This window comes from Paenibacillus sp. FSL P2-0089 (genome assembly GCF_038595095.1).
In the GTDB taxonomy this organism is placed as follows: domain Bacteria; phylum Bacillota; class Bacilli; order Paenibacillales; family Paenibacillaceae; genus Paenibacillus_AQ; species Paenibacillus_AQ silagei.
On sequence record NZ_CP152006.1, the window covers coordinates 7,697,947 to 7,712,873 of the forward strand.

General features: G+C 54.1%; 15 protein-coding genes. 8 read left to right on the forward strand and 7 right to left on the reverse strand.

Annotation, left to right across the window (positions count from 1 at the left end):
• Positions 1-101: 101 nt before the first annotated feature.
• Complete coding sequence (locus NST69_RS32920) at positions 102-527, reverse strand: VOC family protein (RefSeq protein ID WP_342548151.1); 426 nt, start codon at positions 525-527, stop codon at positions 102-104.
• A 115-nt stretch (positions 528-642) separates the two neighbouring features.
• Here NST69_RS32920 and NST69_RS32925 point away from each other — a divergent pair, with 115 nt between their 5' ends.
• Positions 643-1,605: a YafY family protein gene (locus NST69_RS32925; RefSeq protein ID WP_342548152.1), complete on the forward strand. Its 963-nt coding sequence runs from the start codon at positions 643-645 to the stop codon at positions 1,603-1,605.
• A gap of 339 nt (positions 1,606-1,944) precedes the next feature.
• On the opposite strand, the gene NST69_RS32930 is transcribed toward NST69_RS32925, so the two are convergent.
• On the reverse strand, positions 1,945-3,387 hold the full coding sequence (locus tag NST69_RS32930; protein WP_342548153.1) for a PLP-dependent aminotransferase family protein: 1,443 nt from the start codon (positions 3,385-3,387) through the stop codon (positions 1,945-1,947).
• 106 nt (positions 3,388-3,493) lie between these two features.
• Here NST69_RS32930 and NST69_RS32935 point away from each other — a divergent pair, with 106 nt between their 5' ends.
• From NST69_RS32935 to NST69_RS32955, 5 genes are all read left to right on the forward strand, one after another.
• Positions 3,494-4,048 (forward strand): GNAT family protein, encoded by a 555-nt coding sequence (locus NST69_RS32935; protein WP_342548154.1) that lies wholly within the window; start codon positions 3,494-3,496, stop codon positions 4,046-4,048.
• Between the two features lie 213 nt (positions 4,049-4,261).
• Positions 4,262-4,738 carry an Hsp20/alpha crystallin family protein gene (locus tag NST69_RS32940; protein WP_342548155.1) on the forward strand — a complete coding sequence of 159 codons (477 nt, stop codon included), beginning with the start codon at positions 4,262-4,264 and terminating at the stop codon, positions 4,736-4,738.
• Positions 4,739-4,986: 248 nt separating this feature from the next.
• Entirely contained in the window at positions 4,987-5,979 is a 993-nt protein-coding gene (locus NST69_RS32945; protein WP_342548156.1) for a DnaJ C-terminal domain-containing protein, read from the forward strand.
• 76 nt (positions 5,980-6,055) lie between these two features.
• Positions 6,056-8,698 carry an ATP-dependent chaperone ClpB gene (gene clpB / locus NST69_RS32950; protein ID WP_342548157.1) on the forward strand — a complete coding sequence of 881 codons (2,643 nt, stop codon included), beginning with the start codon at positions 6,056-6,058 and terminating at the stop codon, positions 8,696-8,698.
• Positions 8,699-9,366: 668 nt separating this feature from the next.
• Complete coding sequence (locus tag NST69_RS32955; protein WP_342548158.1) at positions 9,367-9,792, forward strand: hypothetical protein; 426 nt, start codon at positions 9,367-9,369, stop codon at positions 9,790-9,792.
• On the opposite strand, the gene NST69_RS32960 is transcribed toward NST69_RS32955, so the two are convergent.
• The 5 genes from NST69_RS32960 to NST69_RS32980 all read right to left on the reverse strand — a co-directional run bounded on the left by NST69_RS32960 (position 9,789) and on the right by NST69_RS32980 (position 14,044).
• A complete protein-coding gene (locus NST69_RS32960) occupies positions 9,789-10,238 on the reverse strand; it encodes a GNAT family N-acetyltransferase (RefSeq protein WP_036723638.1) in 450 nt (149 codons plus the stop codon). The genes NST69_RS32955 and NST69_RS32960 overlap by 4 nt on opposite strands.
• Positions 10,239-10,358: 120 nt before the next feature.
• On the reverse strand, positions 10,359-11,063 hold the full coding sequence (locus tag NST69_RS32965; RefSeq protein WP_342548159.1) for an MBL fold metallo-hydrolase: 705 nt from the start codon (positions 11,061-11,063) through the stop codon (positions 10,359-10,361).
• A 396-nt stretch (positions 11,064-11,459) separates the two neighbouring features.
• Positions 11,460-11,681: a hypothetical protein gene (locus tag NST69_RS32970; RefSeq protein ID WP_076077403.1), complete on the reverse strand. Its 222-nt coding sequence runs from the start codon at positions 11,679-11,681 to the stop codon at positions 11,460-11,462.
• Positions 11,624-11,965: a sigma factor-like helix-turn-helix DNA-binding protein gene (locus NST69_RS32975; protein ID WP_036723635.1), complete on the reverse strand. Its 342-nt coding sequence runs from the start codon at positions 11,963-11,965 to the stop codon at positions 11,624-11,626. Before NST69_RS32975 ends, NST69_RS32970 begins: the two co-directional genes overlap by 58 nt.
• A 210-nt stretch (positions 11,966-12,175) precedes the next feature.
• Entirely contained in the window at positions 12,176-14,044 is a 1,869-nt protein-coding gene (locus tag NST69_RS32980) for a glycosyltransferase (protein ID WP_342548160.1), read from the reverse strand.
• Positions 14,045-14,275: 231 nt separating this feature from the next.
• Here NST69_RS32980 and NST69_RS32985 point away from each other — a divergent pair, with 231 nt between their 5' ends.
• Together NST69_RS32985 and NST69_RS32990 are read left to right on the forward strand one after the other, a co-directional pair.
• A complete protein-coding gene (locus NST69_RS32985) occupies positions 14,276-14,494 on the forward strand; it encodes a hypothetical protein (protein WP_036723633.1) in 219 nt (72 codons plus the stop codon).
• Positions 14,491-14,916, forward strand: coding sequence for a peptidylprolyl isomerase (locus NST69_RS32990; protein ID WP_036723630.1), 426 nt, complete (start codon positions 14,491-14,493; stop codon positions 14,914-14,916). The genes NST69_RS32985 and NST69_RS32990 overlap by 4 nt, the downstream gene beginning before the upstream one ends.
• Positions 14,917-14,927 lie beyond the last annotated feature (11 nt).

The following is a 14,927-nucleotide window of genomic DNA, read 5'->3' on the forward strand; positions in this document are numbered from 1 at the left end:
ATCAGCCAAAGGAGGGGGAAACAGGTGGATTCCTCCATCTGCTTGCCGCAAAGGCCAGCTCCTCCTTCCCCGCCAAGTCGCTCCCACTCTCCACCCCATTCCTACTTCCTATTATCCATAAAAATCTGGAAACATACGCCGAACTTATCGGTCACCATGCCGTAAGCGGGACTGTAGTAGGCTGGGGCCAGCTCGATATCGACAGTTCCGCCTGCCTTCAGTGAGTTAAATAGCTGCTGTGCTTCCGCCTCGGTCTCCACCGTGAGACAGATGTTGATGTTGTTGCCCCGGCTGCGCGGCATACCCGGCTCATAATCCGCCACAAAAAACTTCGTCTCTCCCGCCAGCAGCACCGCATGGGCAATCTGCGCCTTCTCCTGCTCCGTCATCGGGGCGTCCGAGTTCTGCGGACCTTCGCCCATCGTTTGCTTGAACAGCACCACAGCACCAAGCGCTTCCTGAAAAAAGGCTATCGCCTCCCCAGCAGATCCGTCCACCAGAATATAAGGGTTCATTTGCAGTTTCATGTCTTGTTCGCTCCTTGGAAGGTATATTTGCCTGTACTAACCGGCTATGGTTATAGTGTAGACTATAATAGTGACAGCTCTTGTCATAGTTAAAATAATAAATGGAGTGAACCCTGTGTCGAAATCCAAAAGGCTGCTGGACCTCATGATGACCGTCAACCGCAAGCGTAAATTCACCGTCAGGGAGCTGGCTGACGAATTCCAAGTTTCTTCACGCACAATCCTCAGGGATTTGCAGGAGCTGGGGGAGCTGGGCGTACCGCTCTATTCCGAAGTGGGGCCGCATGGAGGGTATCAGGTGCTGAGCGAGAGAATCCTGCCGCCGATTGCGTTCACGGAGGAAGAGGCGGTGGCGATATTTTTTGCCAGCCATGCCCTGCGCCATTATAAATATCTTCCCTTCAAGGAAGAATCCTTATCCGCCTTGTACAAATTCTATAATTACATGTCTGGCGATGTCCGTGACCGGATTGATGAGATGAAGAACAGGATTGATTTCCTGACCCCGTCGCGGCAGGCGGAATTCCCTTATCTTCCCCAACTGCTGGACGCGGCTACCGGGCAAAAAGTGCTGCTGATCGATTACCAATCGAAGGGCCGGCGGCAGCAAAGGTGGATTCAGCCCGTCGGCATCTATGCCAGTAACGGCCTGTGGTATTGTCCGGCGTATTGCTTCCTGCGGGGCGGCATCCGTACTTTCCGCTGCGACCGGATTCAGTCTGCCGGGTATGATGAAGCGGGACCGGCCGCGCTTGATCTGCGTCATATCCACTTGGACAATACGGAGCATTACGGCAGCCCGCCGCAGGAGCAGGCCGAACAAAGCCTTATCCGGCTGTACGTGGAGCTGGGGAATGAAGGGGTCCAGTCCTGCGAAGGGGAGGTATGGTCCCCGCAGCTGCTGCATATCCGTGCAGACGGCACAGGCTGGCTGGAGGGAGAGATTCCGGGAAGCGATCTGGGCTTCTTCGCGCGGTTTGTGATTAGCCTGTGCAGCGAGGCAACGGTGCTGGAGCCCCCGGAGCTGGTGGCTGAGGTGAAGCGGACGCTTGCGGATATGCTGGAGAAGTATAGTTGATTCAAAAGCCTGGGCATGAACATTGAGAAGATATTAGGCAGATCCTGCACCTGCCACTGGCCTCAACTCTGGAAATATAAGCAGCTGATTGTATTTCCTGCAATAGAAAACTTATATCTGAACGTGAAATGTTATTCTATTGTATTTCGTACATTGGAATATTGCATTTTGGGCGAAAGATGTCCTTTGTTCAACATTCAATTGTACCAAATACAATAGAACTTATTTGGAAGCTATTTTGACATCATTCCATTGTACAAAATACAGTTACTGCCGTTCCAGCGCCTACAGCATCCGAATGACTGCGCGGGAGTGAGGCGCTCTTAAACCGATGCTGTACTAGCCCAGCCATATCCCCGCCAATCTGCGGATGCCCTCATCGATCAGCTCCTCGGCGATCCCGCCGAAGCCCAGGATGAATTCCGGTTCATCGTAGTCCGGCTTGGCCCACCAGGTATAGGACATGGGGGTAACGCGAATGCCCTCGGCTTCCGCTACTGCAGCGAGCTCCCTGGCGCTGGTGCTATTGCTAACTCTGTTGCCAACTTCTGAGGGCGGCTTAAAGGTCAGCAGCAGATGAAATCCGGCATCCGTTCCGCTGAGCACTGCGGCATCGCCGAAATGCTGCCTGACCGAACGCAGCAGCAGGTCATGCTTACGCTGGTAGAGCAGGCGCATCCGGCGCAGGTGCTTCTCGAAATGACCCCGCTCCATGAAATAATGCAGCGCAATCTGATGAAGCCGTGAGGCTGAATGCTCCAGGTACAGCTCGCTTCTCAGGCTGTGATAGTCTGGCAGCAGCTCCTCCGGCAGCACCATATAGTGAATACACAACACAGGGGTTACCGACTGGGCGAAGCTGCACATATAGATCACCGGACTGCTCTCAGCAAGCCCTTGCAGCGCGGGGATCGGCCGCCCGTGATAGCGGAATTCCCCGTCATAATCGTCCTCGATGATATATCCGCCTGTGGACCGGGCCCACTCCAGCAATGCGAGGCGTTTGGTGATTGGCATGGTCATCCCCCGGGGAAACTGGTGGGACGGCGAGATGTACACAGCATCTGCCCCGCTGCTGTACAGCTTGTCTATCTGCAATCCATCCTCCTCCAGCGGAATGGGCAGGATGCTGTATCCGCTGCGCCGGAATGCCGCAGGCAGCAGGTGGTACCCCGGATCTTCGATACCCAGCCCGCTCACCCGTCCTTTCAGCAGCAGACACAGCAAAGAACACAGCGTATACTGGTCGCCGCCGACTACAATCTGCTTCTCCGTGCAGCGCAGCCCGCGGAATTGCCGCAGATGGGCGGCGATGCTCTCACGGAGGGCCGGCTCCCCCTGGGGATCGCCGTACTGGAGCAGGTCTGGATTCGCGAGCTGCTCCTGGTAGAGGCTGCGCCATATTTTGTGCGGGAACAGGGAGAAATCATTGCGCGACATATGGAAATCATATGTGTAGTGCCGTGGATCACGGGGCGTAATCGGGCGGGGTGCCGGACTGGGCCGTTCCCCGGCCGCAACAGGGCTGCCTTCCCGGCGGACGGGCAGGATGTAGTAGCCGCTGCGCGGCTTGCTGGCGATGAAGCCCTCTGCCAGAAGCTGCTGGTATGCAAGCTCCACCGGAGTGGCGCTGATTCCGCATAACGCCGCCAGGCGGCGGATAGAGGGCAGGCGCGTCCCGCTCTGGAGGGTGCCGCCCAGGATTGCTTTTGCCAGATAATTATAGAGCTGTATGTAGTACGGGACCTCGCTGTGTTCATTCAGATCAGGGACAAGCAGCATCCTTCACCTTCAATCTGTCCTTTGAAATTAGACGTTTTTGTATATTTTATAGTATGCAGTACTGCATTACCATAAGAGCTATAACAACAGGTGGGAGATGACGGGAATGAACAGGCATTCAGAACTTGTAACAGGGGAAAAGGTATATCTGCGCCCGCTCAACGGGGAAGATGCCGAAATGTATTACCATATGTTCTACGGCACGGAAGTCCGCAGGCTTACAGGAACGAAGAAGCATATTACCAAAGAGCAGATTGAGAATTATATCGCACGCAAATCCGGAGATGACAGTTCGGTACTGCTGCTGATTGCCTTGAGAGAGAACGATGAGGTTATCGGCGACATCGCTATTCAGGACATCGATGGGGATAACCGGAATGCCAATCTGCGGATCGCCATCGGGGACGAGCGGCATCAGGGACAAGGATATGGGCGTGAAGCGCTGCTGCTGATGCTGGATTATGGCTTCGGCATTCTGAATCTGCACAGGATTGAGCTGGAGGTCTACAGTTATAATGCCCGTGCTGTGCATGTATATGAGTCCATCGGGTTCGTGCAGGAGGGGGTGCGGCGTCAGACGCTGTTCTATAACCATGAGTATCATGATGTGATAATGATGGGCATGCTGGAGAGTGAATACCGGGAGCGTTATTTGAAGTAGAGCAGGAAGGTCAAATAAGGTCAAATCCTTAATAATGTTAAAATTTATTATAAAAAAAGAGCCGAAACGCCGGATTTTCCCGGATTTTCGGCTTATACCGGTTTTGTTTTCTCCGGAGGTGCAGGCTATAATAAAGCCATAGGTCAGACAAAGTCAAAGTCTTAGCAAGACCGAATTCAAAAAATCAAAAGTCAAATGAGAGGAGAATGAAAGATGTTTGATTTGGTTCCTTTTGGTAAACGCAGAGATGATGCTTTTGGTGTGCTGGCGAAGTCGCTGAACGAAGTGTTTAATGATGATTTTTTCGCACCGCTGACAAGTAACGCGCTGTCTTTCCGGACCGACATCCGGGAGAGTGAAGGGGCATATCTGATCGAGGCCGAGCTTCCGGGCTTCCGCAAAGAAGAAATCGACATTGATTATTCCAGCCCTTACTTGACGATCAAGGCGGTTCGCACAGAAGAGAGCAATGAGGAGAACAAGGAACATCAGATGGTGCGCCGCGAACGGCGGTATGGTGAATATGTACGCCGGTTCTATGTCCAGGATATTGACGATGCGGGCATCCGCGCTTCGCTGAGAGACGGGGTACTGAGCCTGGAGGTGCCGAAGCGGCAGAAGCCGCAGGGCAAACGGATCGAAATTCAGGATGGCGGAAACGATAATTCAGACCGGAAAGAGCTACAGTAAGCCGAAGGACAGCCTTATGAGGAAGATGGACATCCAAGTCCGGCTGAAGCTGCCGCTTCTGCAGGAACTCCGGGCTTAGCGGCTGTAGCCGCTGGCCTATCCGGTTCACCGGGCGGCAGCAGGATTTTACCGGGCTTTTCATATAGCACTTCATAATTAGACGCATTGTAGTGGGGGTTCCGGCTATAATGCGTCTTTTCCCGGAGGAAGGTAGAAGGTTCCCCATTACACGAAAGGAGGAGGTTCCGGTGGCGGCAAATTATTATGAGCGTCTTGGGGTAGACAAGAAGGCCTCGAAGCAGGAGATCAAGAAGGCCTATCAGAAGCTGGCCAAAAAGTGGCATCCCGATGTCAACAAAGCCCCGGAGGCAGAGGCGAAATTCAAGGAAGCAGCCGAGGCATATGAGGTGCTGGGCGATGAAGACAAGCGCAAAATCTATGATGAGGAGCTCCGCTATGGAGCCGCCGCAGGCTCACGGGGTCAGCGCAGCTACGGATCGGCCTCCTCTGCGTCATGGGAATCGCCGTTTGGCGCGGGCTGGAGCAGCGGAGCCGCTTCTTCCGGCGGTATACCGGAAGAGGATCTGTTCGGGATGTTCTTCGGCAGCCGGGGCGCGGCTGACCGTACCGGCTTCTTCTCGGGCAGCAGTGGTGCCCGTCCAGGCGGAAGCCCGTGGGGGGATGAGTTCAGTACGATGCAGGCCCAGCTTGAGATTACGCTGGAGCAGGCCTACAAAGGCGGCAATATCAGCGTTCAGGCGTCAGGCAAAGACCTGAACGTACAGATTCCGGCACGCTCGGCGGAAGGGACCGTCCTCCGGGTACCCGGCGGCGGAAGCGGAGCGGCGCAGGGCGGCGATCTGCTAATCTCGCTGCATCTCCTGCCGCATGAGATCTATGAGCCGGACGGCGGGGATCTGCTCGGCACGGTTGAGATCGCCCCTTGGCAGGCTGTGCTTGGCGGGGAAGCCAAGGTAGCGCTGCCGGATGGCAGCAGCGTGAAGCTGAAGATCCCTGCCGGAATAGCCAGCGGCGGAACGCTGCGCCTCTCCGGCAAGGGGCTGAGACGTCCGGACGGAACGAATGGTGACATCCTGTTCCGGATGGAGATGGTCATTCCGTCTGATACATCGGAGGCAGAGAAGAAGCTGTACCGTCAGCTGGCGGAGTCCGGCAGCTTCCAAGCCGGTGCGAAACGGCGTACCACAGGCGGAGCGCGGCGAAGAGCGGCAACCCGGTAAAGAACATTTAAGTTCAGCATATATAACAGCCGGGCATCCGGTTGATTAACCTATACATTAGAAAGGCGATGATTTTATGGATTTCAATAAGCTTACCCAGAAGCTGCAGGAAGCGGTAGCAGAGGCGCAGTCGCTGGCGGCTTCCGGCGGGCATCAGGAGATTGACAATCTTCATCTGCTGAAAGCCTTACTTCAGCAGAATGAGGGCCTGCTGCCCCGGCTGCTGCAGAAGATGAATGTTCCCGCAGCCGAACTGCTGCAGGGGACCGATGCGCAACTTCAGCGCAAGCCCAGCGTAAGCGGGAGCGGAGCGGGCACCATGCGGCGCTATGCATCGCCCGCGCTGATTGCCATGCTGGAACAGGCGGAGCAGGAAGCGGCCAAGATGCAGGACGAATTCGTCGCGGTGGAGCATGCCGTCCTGGCGATGGTCTCGGATGCGAGCAGCGGGAACCGCGAGCTGCGCGGGCTGTTCACCAGCCGGGGCGTTACCCGGGAGAAGCTGCTTGGAGTGTTAGCGGAGATTCGCGGACACCAGCGGGTGACCAGCCGGGAGCCGGAGGCCACTTATGAGGTGCTGGAGAAGTACGGCCGCGATCTCGTGGCTGAGGTGCGGGCCGGCAAGATCGATCCGGTCATCGGGCGCGATGCTGAGATTCGCCGGGTAATCCGTATTCTCTCCCGCAAGACCAAGAATAACCCTGTGCTGATCGGGGAGCCGGGTGTCGGCAAGACGGCGATTGTCGAAGGGCTGGCCCACCGGATTGTCCGCCGGGATGTGCCGGAGGGACTGAAGGACAAGACAATTTTCTCGCTGGATATGAGTGCGCTAATTGCCGGTGCGAAATACCGGGGAGAATTCGAGGAGCGGCTGCAGGCGGTGTTGAAGGAGATCCGCGAGAGTGACGGACGGATTATTCTGTTCATTGACGAGCTGCATACGATTGTCGGTGCGGGCAAGACGGAGGGGGCTATGGATGCGGGCAACATGCTGAAGCCGATGCTGGCCCGGGGTGAGCTGCACTGTATCGGGGCGACCACGCTGGATGAGTACCGCAAATATATCGAGAAGGACCCGGCGCTCGAACGCCGCTTCCAGCAGGTGCTGGTCAGCGAGCCGGATGTCGAGGATACCATTTCGATTCTGCGCGGCTTGAAGGAACGCTTCGAGGTGCATCACGGGGTCAAAATCTATGACAGCGCTCTGGTAGCAGCCGGTGTGCTGTCTAACCGTTATATCACGGACCGTTTCCTGCCGGATAAGGCGATTGACCTGGTCGATGAAGCCTGCGCAATGATCCGCACGGAGATTGACTCCATGCCCGGTGAGATGGATGAAGTAACCCGCCGCCTGATGCAGATGGAGATTGAAGAAGCCGCGCTCAAAAAAGAAACCGACGACGCGAGCGCCCGCCGCCTGGAGAACCTCCAGCGGGAGCTGGCCGACCTCAAGGAGAAGCATCTGGGGATGACGGCCCGCTGGGAGAAGGAGAAATCGGCCATTCAGGGCATCCGCGACCTGAAGAAGCGGCTGGAGCAGGCCCGCAAGGATCTGGTCGATGCGCAGGAGATCTATGATCTCAACAAATCGGCTGAATTAAGCTATGGCATTATTCCTGATCTGGAGCGGCAGCTTAAGGCGGCAGAGGAAGCGGCGCAGCAGGACCAGGAGACCCGGCTGCTGCGTGAAGCCGTGACGGAGGAGGAAATCGCCGATATTGTCTCACGCTGGACGGGAGTTCCCGTAAGCAGACTGGTGGAAGGCGAACGGGATAAGCTGCTGCGGCTGGAGGATACGCTGCATGAGCGGGTAGTCGGGCAGGATGAGGCGGTCCGGCTGGTAGCCGATGCGGTTCTTCGGGCTAGAGCCGGCATCAAGGACCCGAACCGTCCGATCGGCTCGTTCCTGTTCCTCGGGCCGACCGGGGTGGGGAAGACGGAGCTGGCCAAAGCACTGGCGGTCTCGCTGTTCGACCGCGAGGACGGCATGATCCGTATCGATATGTCGGAGTACATGGAGAAGCACAGTGTCTCCCGTCTCGTAGGTGCTCCTCCCGGATATGTCGGCTATGAAGAAGGGGGACAGCTGACCGAAGCGGTGCGCCGCCAGCCGTATACGGTAGTACTGCTCGATGAGGTGGAGAAGGCGCACCCTGATGTGTTCAACATCCTGCTGCAGCTGCTGGATGACGGGCGGCTGACCGATTCGCAGGGCCGGATGGTCGACTTCAAGAACACTATTGTCATCATGACCTCCAATATTGGCTCACCGCATCTGATTCAGGGCACGGATGATAACGGCGAGCTGACCGAAGCCGTCAAGGATCGGGTCATGAAGGAGCTGAGCGGGCACTTCCGTCCGGAGTTCCTCAATCGCGTAGATGATATCGTAATGTTCAAGCCGCTGACCCTGAATGAGACGGAGCAGATTGTTGTGAAGCTGGTCGATGGCCTGCGTCTGCGCCTCTCAGAGCGGAATATCGGTCTTAAGCTGAGTGACCAGGCGGTCCGCTTCATTGCCGAGGAAGGCTTCGATTCCATCTATGGGGCCAGACCGCTGAAGCGGTTCATCCAGCGCAGTCTGGAGACCCGGGTAGCGCGCGCGCTGATTGCCGGAGAAGCGGAGGAAGGCTCAGTGATGACGGTGGACGAAGCGGACGGCGAGCTGACTGTTGCAATAGCGAAATCAGAGTCTGCGAAGCCAGTAGGATCGATGTGAAATGTAATGGGCCCCGGCGTCACCTCTTAGTACAGTGTCAGATTTAAAAGGGTGGATAAGCTTGTGAAACTCAGGGGTTCGTGTAATGAAACCCTATCATCCCAAAAAATCTAACGGACCGAAGAGACCTTATCCCCACGAGAACGCCACCTTTTGCAACGTAACGGACTCAGTGGACCTTATCGTCTTTCTGCGAGACGTTTTGGAGCTGAATTGCAGGGGATAAGGTCCATGCGGTCCGCTAATCGCCTAAGTGACGACTTTCTTCCCGGATAAGAGCCCCTGTGTCCGTTACGCTAAGCCAAACGCCCCCAAATAACAACCATCTATTGAAAAAAATATGTAATTTGAAGGGTAATTTATTCTACTCCACTATTTTAAATCTGATGAGGTACTAGGATAAATCTTATGTCAAATAAGGTTCGTTAGAAAGAGACAAAAGCATATCTTTGTAGATGATATAAATATGGACTGGAACTGCCGTTGGAAGCGGTGCGGGGCAAAGCGAACATGGGCCTTTGGCGCTTTTACAGACCTCCCGGCTAGGTCTTTGGTATGGTCCAACCAGCATCCGATTGAGACTATGCGACGATTTTTTGTAAATATGTGGTTGAAATGTTGTCATGGCGGGAGCTGCCGGGTAATAGAAATGATTAGAACTTTCGAATATGGCTGGATTTGCAGCAGAAGCCAAGGAAACGGAGGGAGAGATCATGGCGGCACAGACGGTATCCGGTATCAGCCCGGTACAGGCCACTACAGCTTACGGCAGCACACAGAGCGATGTCAGTTCTCTGGAGAAGCAGCGCAACCGGCTGCTGATGGAGCTGGACAAGGTGAATGCGGCGCAGGGCGGAGAGATGCAGACTCCTTATCGCCGGGAGCAGCTGCAGCGGCAAATACGGCAGCTGGAGGCCCAGCTGGTGCAGAAAAGCGGGAGTACCGCTTCGGCTTCATTTGTACCTGCTCCCCCGCTTCAGGATCATACTCCGCCCTGGCGGACTGAGGGAAAGGGAGGCCTTAAGGGCATCGGTCTGACCGATCCCCGGACAGCGACGGTAGACGCAGAGGGCCATTTCGACGCGTTGATTTAGATAAGGGAGTAGTGAACCCAATCCTTCCCTTTGACCGCGTTCATGTTTTCAAAGAAGCTTTGAGCGCGTTTGTTGTTAGTAGAAGTAATCCAAGTCATGTTGGCATAGCCATGATTCTGTGAGTATTTTTGACATGCCAGGAATATTTGTGATTCCACTTCGGTATCTCTAAAGGGTTCTCTTACAAAGAGGTCGTTCATAACACTGATTTTATCTGCTTTCATAGTGCTGAATGTAAAGAATAGGGTAGCAAAGCCGACTAACTCTCCATTCTGCTCTGCCACGAACTGCACCCCCTGCTGCTGGTCAAAAAGGGTCTGGATTAAAGTGTTGATTTTATCGGCAGGAGGTTTAGGATTCTGATAAAAACCAACGATGTATTCATACATCAGCTCGGTCAGACTGTTTACATCATAAGGCTCAGCGTTTCTAATTATCAATGGCATAGGTATGCTCCTTTTTCGCGAATAATGAATAATAATACAACTATTAGAATAATAATTCAATGCGCGATAGACATATCCGTACAAAAAAGGCCATCCATAAAGGATGACCTTATCCAAAATCTAAAGGATTCTCACTATATTGTTAGAAACGGCCGGATAGTGTTCGAATATTTGCAGATCATGGAATGGGAGCGGAATTAATCCGCTGTGATGAGCCTCATTTAGAAACCGTTCGTTATTTTCTGTACTGGAAAAAACCCCGTTCGGCCGATTGCTTAGCAAATTATCGCACCAGTAGCATTCATCGCCGGTGATTATATAGTTGGTATGAACCGATTCAAAGTAAACCACCGATGAACCAGGGCTATGCCCGCCGATCACCTTGAATCTGAACTGGTTGTCGTAAATATATTCGTTGTCTACGGTGACAACCGGGCCTTGAAGCAGCTTCTCCTTGATGGTCGGCGAGCACTGCTGTAGCGCAGTTTCATAGTCGGTTTTTGAAATAATGATTTCAGGCTTATCAAACAAGTCAAGATTCTCAATATGGTCAAAGTGACTATGCGTAATGATGACTGTATCTACGGAGCTTAGATTGCCAATGATGCCTCTTAACTCGTCTGCAACGTCTGTTAGTGTAATCCCCCATTGCTGTGCCACATTCTCATCGCGAAAGCCTGTATCGATACAGATTGTTTTATTATTATGCTTGGCAATATAAAATGACCACGCAATCTGGACTAATTCCTCCGAATGATGCATATCGCGGTATACGTTGCTTAAGCGAAATGAAGATTCACCAAATTTTACGGCGTAGAGTTCCATGGATTGGTTCAACCCCTTCTCGTGGCATCCGAGTTATACAATGTACGATTCAATATTTAATGAGTTTACCCCATTTCGCCGTGCCCGGTCTAGAGTGTCGATGGAAGCCTCGATAATGATGCGGATATCTGTGCCGGTTCCGAACGGTCCGACCAGACCTCCGATGTAACATCCCATGGGCCTCAAGCTGCGAACTCTCCGATCTTCAACGCATGAACACCCTTTCATAAGTTATTCCGGCCGGAACTTCTTATAGTAACCATAAACCTTACCCTAGCAGGAATGTCAATACCTAGGGTGCAGGCGGCATGAATGCTGGTCTTGCCTGATAGATTAGCTATTCCTAATGAATGACAAGCGGGCAGCGCCACGATAGGTCGGCGTTTGCCCGCTTGTTCATGTGCTATCCCCCGCCTGTATGAAGTTAAGAATCTCCGTCACAATATGTGAAATGGCATCCTCCCGCGGGAGGAGGATGCATTGACTGACTATTTCGATGTCCTCCTGAAATAGCTCGATGATCTGGAGCATGGCCTCCGGCTGTTTCTGGCGGACACCTGTCAGAAGGTCTGCGAATTCGCTGTCTGTGATAGCTGCTGGAGCATTTTTTGCTTCCATTTGTTAACCCCCTGTTGACTCATATGCAGCTGTGCCGCGACCTCAGCCTCTGTCATTTCCTGCAGATAAATTTTTTGCAGAATCACCTTTCCTTTGGCTGGAAGGGTATCTAATAGCTGCTCAACGGACAACCGGTTAATCATCTCCTCCGCTTCATCCCGCTGAGCCGGGCGGATATCCATGAAGGTACATTCATGCCGGCGGGTTCGCTTGCTGCGGTATTGTAAGCGCCAGCCGATTCGATAGATTTCCTGCCGGTAACGCTGTATCATTTGCTGTTCCATTGCCGTTACGCCTCCTCTTCTATATATCTTTCTAATAATAGGGAAATATTAGGATGTATTTTACAACCAAAATACGAACTTATGTTCTGTTATTTTAGCATATTTGCCTGCGGACCTATAGTGATATATTTCCTGAAGCTTATTTGAAAAAAAAAGAAGAAGCTCCGATAAGGAGCTTCTTTCTCTCTTCTTATGACTTAACCCTCCGCCTTATTCGCTCCAACTCACCAGCCGGGGCTTCGGGTCAAGGATAGACTGATACTGCTCCTTCCAGCCGTACTCAGCATCCGGGTCCAGCAGCATATAACGCAGATACTTCTCCAGACGGAATTCCGGCTTCGACCAGCCAAGATGCTTCAGCCGCAGGTTGCTTAACTGATGGGGCAGCTCGAAGATATTCTCCGGCAGCCGCCCGCAGTGCTGCGGAAGATCATTCCAGGTATAGGTGAAGTCTTCCCGGTAACGGAGCAGGAACGGGCGGTAGCTCTGGTGGGCCTGCCAGTACATATCCTCGCGGTAGCTGGCCTCATCCCAGAAGTCGTAGAGCCGGAAGCAGAACAAGTCGCAATCCGCTGTCCGCAGCAGGGAGTCTACCTCCTCTGGAAAACAGGACTCGAACAGCTCATCCCCGTCCAGATTAAGAATCCACTCCGGACGGGTTGCAACCACCGCCTCCCACTGCTGCTTGCGCAGCTCTGATTCATTATGGAAGAGGGAGACAGGATTCTGTATCAGGTGGAGCGGAATCCCCTCAAGAGCCTCCCGGCAGATATCGGCTGTATCATCGGTGCTTGCGTCGTCGATAATGACGGCCTCATCAATATACTTGCGGTGCTCCTCGAGCACCTGGCGCAGGAATCTGGTGCCTTCATTCTTGACGATCATCGTGAGGGTCAGCTTGGGCCGGCGGGAAGTAGCTGCCGGAGTGACCGGGGACGCTGCAGAAGCGGATTGAGGCTTCTGCAGCCCTGCTCCTCCGTCCCCGCCTGTGCTGGCTCCTTCTGCCGTCTCGCCTGCGTCAGCAGGCAGAGGCTCCTTGGACAAGCGCTGCCGGGCTTCGGCTTCGGTCCACAGCACATCCCACTGCGCTGCTGCCTCTTGTACTCTTTTGTCAGCAGGGGACGGAGCCGTCTCTGCATGGCCCGGCAGATCAGCAGCGGCTGCTGTATCGCCGTCCTCCGGGACCGCTGCTTCAGTCCGGGCTCCGCATGCTTCATTGTCATCCCCGGTCCCGGGCTCCCCTTCTGCTATAGAAGCTGCTTCCGCGCCCGAGGTGTGCCGGATGAACTCCGCGACCAGATCCAGATCACTGTCTCTGTAGAGGTGCAGCGCAGGGAAGTGGGTATCCACGAAGAGCGGAAGGCCGAGGGCCGCTGCACGGATGCAGAAATGACGGTCCTCTCCCCAGTAGGAAATATTACGGACCCGGTCGTAGCTGATCCCGGAGCTGAGGGCTGAGCTGCTGATCAGCGTGCAGGCGCCAAGTCCGCCAACCTCATAGATTCCAGGCTGCTGCATCTTCAGCAAAAAAGCATAGAAACGGCGCTGAATCTCCTCCGGAGAGAGCTGCTCCCCCGGATGAATCTCCCACTGGTTGTATTCGTCATGCATCCATACCTGCGGCTGAAGCAGTGTATTCGGCTGCCACTGTGTCCAGAAAATCTCGGAGATAATATCCTTGCCTGTACCGATCAGATGCAGCAGCGTATCCGGGTGCAGAATGAGGTCCGAATCAATCAGGAACAGGTAGTCATAGCCGAAGGCCTCCGCCCGCCGGATCATCAGATTCTTGAATCCGGCCACCTTCCAGACCAGATTGGAATGCCAGACATGAGTATGCTCATCTCGGATATAGTCATCATGGTAGCCGGAGGATTGCAGGAAGACGGATCTGCCGTTCCGGGCGAACTGCTGCAGCAGCTGGCTTGCGGCTTCATCCGGGTTATCGTCAATCAGATAGAAATCAAGATCGATATCCTTCAGGTTCAGACGCAGCAGAGAGTTCAGGAATTGCTCCAGGATCGCCGGTTTTTGATGGATCGGGCTGCCCAGCAGCACCCGGGTTCTATTCGGATTCATAGCAGCCACTCCAGAATAAGGTCAACATGATAGAACATCCCCTTGGATTCGCAAATAGTTGATATAAATTATATGTATTCGATATTTTTAGAGAAGTACCGGACTTTCCCCATTTTCCCGAAATAATCACCTGCATGTATAGAAGAGAGCCGTATTGCCGTTTGCCCTGAGCTATTGTACAATACCGCTAATATATATAATCCCCGGAAGAGGGCTGGCAGGAGTGAGAGGATGGACAAGCCAACGTTAAAAGTACAGCAATTGATCAATGTCCTCCTGGCGATGAATCCGCGCGCTGAGGTGTTCCTGCATATGGAGGGCGGAGAGCTTAGGCCGCTCGTGGACGAGGATATCGAGGAGATTTATGCGCCGCTGCATGCTGCCAAGACGGCCGTCTATATCGGTGTACCGGCAGATACTGCAGCCCGTGTAGAGGAGGAGGCGCCATGAAGCAGGCTCTGATCCGTCTGGAGCAGGGACCGGAGGTTCGGCTGGAGCTGTTCGATCAGGAAGCGCCGGGAACCGTAGCCAATTTTGAAAAGCTTGCGAACAGCGGCTTTTACAACGGTCTGGCCTTTCAGCGTGTGGTTCGCGGCTTTGTTGCCCAGGGCGGATGCCCGGACGGCAACGGCAGAGGCGGCACAGATCCCATTCCCTGTGAGACGCAGGGGAATCCCCATAAGCATGTGCGCGGGGCGCTGTCTATGGCGCATTTTGGACCAGGCACGGGGTCCTGCCAGTTTTTTATCTGTTATGATACGTTCGATTATCTGGACGGCTGGCATACGGTATTCGGCAGGGTTACGGAAGGAATGGAGCATGTCGATGCCCTGCGGCGCGGAGCGGTCATGCAGGAGGTCCGCGTCTGGTAAAGCCCATGGTA

Coding starts and splice junctions, on each gene's coding strand:
- NST69_RS32920 (WP_342548151.1), bottom strand. CDS start 527: ATGAAACTGCAAATGAACCCTTATATTCTGGTGGACGGATCTGCTGGG.
- NST69_RS32930 (WP_342548153.1), bottom strand. CDS start 3,387: ATGCTGCTTGTCCCTGATCTGAATGAACACAGCGAGGTCCCGTACTAC.
- NST69_RS32935 (WP_342548154.1), top strand. CDS start 3,494: ATGAACAGGCATTCAGAACTTGTAACAGGGGAAAAGGTATATCTGCGC.
- NST69_RS32940 (WP_342548155.1), top strand. CDS start 4,262: ATGTTTGATTTGGTTCCTTTTGGTAAACGCAGAGATGATGCTTTTGGT.
- clpB (WP_342548157.1), top strand. CDS start 6,056: ATGGATTTCAATAAGCTTACCCAGAAGCTGCAGGAAGCGGTAGCAGAG.
- NST69_RS32955 (WP_342548158.1), top strand. CDS start 9,367: ATGGCTGGATTTGCAGCAGAAGCCAAGGAAACGGAGGGAGAGATCATG.
- NST69_RS32960 (WP_036723638.1), bottom strand. CDS start 10,238: ATGCCATTGATAATTAGAAACGCTGAGCCTTATGATGTAAACAGTCTG.
- NST69_RS32965 (WP_342548159.1), bottom strand. CDS start 11,063: ATGGAACTCTACGCCGTAAAATTTGGTGAATCTTCATTTCGCTTAAGC.
- NST69_RS32970 (WP_076077403.1), bottom strand. CDS start 11,681: ATGGAAGCAAAAAATGCTCCAGCAGCTATCACAGACAGCGAATTCGCA.
- NST69_RS32975 (WP_036723635.1), bottom strand. CDS start 11,965: ATGGAACAGCAAATGATACAGCGTTACCGGCAGGAAATCTATCGAATC.
- NST69_RS32980 (WP_342548160.1), bottom strand. CDS start 14,044: ATGAATCCGAATAGAACCCGGGTGCTGCTGGGCAGCCCGATCCATCAA.
- NST69_RS32985 (WP_036723633.1), top strand. CDS start 14,276: ATGGACAAGCCAACGTTAAAAGTACAGCAATTGATCAATGTCCTCCTG.
- NST69_RS32990 (WP_036723630.1), top strand. CDS start 14,491: ATGAAGCAGGCTCTGATCCGTCTGGAGCAGGGACCGGAGGTTCGGCTG.